Origin of the sequence: Prosthecobacter sp. (assembly GCF_020439865.1) — a bacterium.
In the GTDB taxonomy this organism is placed as follows: Bacteria; Verrucomicrobiota; Verrucomicrobiia; order Verrucomicrobiales; family Verrucomicrobiaceae; genus Prosthecobacter.
Genome location: NZ_JAGRPF010000183.1, coordinates 1 through 2,050, shown reverse-complemented (window position 1 = coordinate 2,050; position 2,050 = coordinate 1). Strand labels below are relative to the sequence as shown.

The following is a 2,050-nucleotide window of genomic DNA, read 5'->3' as shown; positions in this document are numbered from 1 at the left end:
GGCCGAACCAGTTCAGGGTGAAGTCCTGCCCCTGACCGCCGGGAACCCCCTGTGAATCGACCCAGCCGACGCCGCCACCGGCGGATCCGAAGATGCTCCAGGTCGCGGTCGGATCCCACCATTCGATCGACGGAGCGGCGGAAAGCCCGAGATAGCGATTCTCGGAGCCTTGCTCGAACCAATTGGCCATGACGGAAAACTTGTTGCGCACGGCGAGTGCGGAGCCGTTTTTGAAGTACAGCCCAAACATCTCCGGCGTGCGCCAGGAGATGATGAACGGTACGATGCGGTAGTTGAATGTCGTGTCACCACCCACCTTCCACAGCATGCCGGTTTCAAAATCGAAGCTGTTCTGCGTCCATGGTTTGAGCTCGGACGGCACGGACTGGGAAAAAGCGGTCGTGCCCAGCAGCAGGGCAGAGACGAAGCAGGTGAGGAGACGGGACATGGATTCATGCTATCTCCGGGCCTTACGATTTCCAGTGAGGAGTTGTTTGCCGCCTTGATGGGCGTCGAAGGTTTCGGAAAGGGACGCAGCGGTTGAAGAATATTTTTCTTCGGATCGTGTTTGCGGCGGGCTTGGTCCCCGCCACGATGTGGTCCCACCAAACCTGAATCCAACCTTCCATCACGCATGAGTTCCCCCCGCGTCCTCCTCACCACCACGTCATTCCAGGACACTCCCGGCATCCATCACGACATGCTGGAAAAGGCCGGATTCGAGATCGTCCGCGAACGCGGACCGCTCCCAGAGAGCCGCATGCTGGAGCTTGCCGGTGACTTCGACGCCTTCCTTTGCGGTGACGATGCCTTCACCCGTGCCGTCATTCAGAAATCCCTCCCGCGCCTCAAGGTCATCTCCAAATACGGCATCGGCCTCGACAAGATCGACTTGAAGGCCGCCACCGACCTCAAGGTTCCCGTTCTCTTCACGCCCGGAGTGAATCACACCACCGTTGCCGAGCACACCTTCGCGTTGCTGCTCGCTGTCGTCCGCAACCTCGTCGTCGAGGCCAATCATGTTGCTGCGGGCAGCTGGACGCGCATCACCGGCAACGAACTTTGCGGCAAAACGCTGCTGCTCGTCGGTCTCGGCCGCATTTCGAAGGAAGTCGCCACCCGAGCGCGTGCATTCGGCCTGCGTGTTCTCGTTTACGCCAATTACTGGGACGAGGATTTCGCTCGCTGGTATGACCTGGAACGCGTCGAAGATCTCGACGAGGGACTCAAGCAGGCCGATTTCATCTCGCTGCACACGAAGCTTACCGAAAAGACGAAGGGGTTGATCGACGCCCGCCGCATCGGTCTTCTCAAACCCGGTGCCGTCATCGTCAACACCGGTCGTGGCGAACTCATCTCGCTCGCTCCGCTCGTTGAGGCCATCAAGGCCGGCAAGATCCGTTACGGCGCTGACGTGCTCGACCAGGAGCCGCCGCCCGCCAATCATCCGCTCCTCGGTCTCCCCGGCACGGTGCTCACCCCGCACATCGGCTCCCGCACGCACGAGAGTGTGCAGCGTCAGGCCAGTTGCGCCGTGGAAAATCTCACGCGATTCCTTGCGGGCAAGGAGCCCATCGCCCGTGCCAACCCGTTCTGATTTACATCCTCTCTCACCCAACCATCATCCCTTCCCACGACCATGAGTCTCTCCATCAAACCCCGTGAATCCTGCGCCTTCGATCAACTCTCGCTCGGCGAAGTCATGCTCCGTCTCGATCCCGGCGAAGGCCGCATCCGCACCGCGCGTCATTTCCAGGCGTGGGAAGGCGGCGGTGAATACAACACCTCCCGCGGCCTGAGAAAATGCTTCGGCTACAAGACCGCCGTCGTCACCGCCTTCGTGGACAACGAAGTCGGTCACCTCATTGAGGACTTCATCATGCAGGGCGGTGTCGCCACCGACTTCATCCAGTGGCGCGCGGATGACGGCATCGGCCGCACAGTGCGCAACGGCCTGAATTTCACTGAGCGCGGTTTCGGCATCCGCGGTGCCGTCGGCAATCCTGACCGTGGCAACACGGCCGCTTCGCAGCTCAAGCCCGGCGACATC

At 61.0% G+C, this 2,050-nt stretch carries 2 protein-coding genes and 1 pseudogene; 2 read left to right on the top strand and 1 reads right to left on the bottom strand.

What is annotated here, in order from left to right; genetic code table 11:
• The coding region (locus KDL09_RS20705) for a hypothetical protein (RefSeq protein ID WP_294389360.1) at positions 1-448 on the bottom strand (448 nt) is incomplete at its 3' end.
• Between the two features lie 186 nt (positions 449-634).
• Here KDL09_RS20705 and KDL09_RS20700 point away from each other — a divergent pair.
• Positions 635-1,597, top strand: coding sequence for a phosphoglycerate dehydrogenase (locus KDL09_RS20700; RefSeq protein ID WP_294389358.1), 963 nt, complete (start codon positions 635-637; stop codon positions 1,595-1,597).
• Positions 1,598-1,639: 42 nt separating this feature from the next.
• Positions 1,640-2,050, top strand: a pseudogene (locus KDL09_RS20695) (sugar kinase); the annotation flags it as partial.

Bases quoted from the DNA above. Each gene is read 5' to 3' on its own strand.
- KDL09_RS20700 (WP_294389358.1), top strand. From the start codon at position 635: ATGAGTTCCCCCCGCGTCCTCCTCACCACCACGTCATTCCAGGACACT.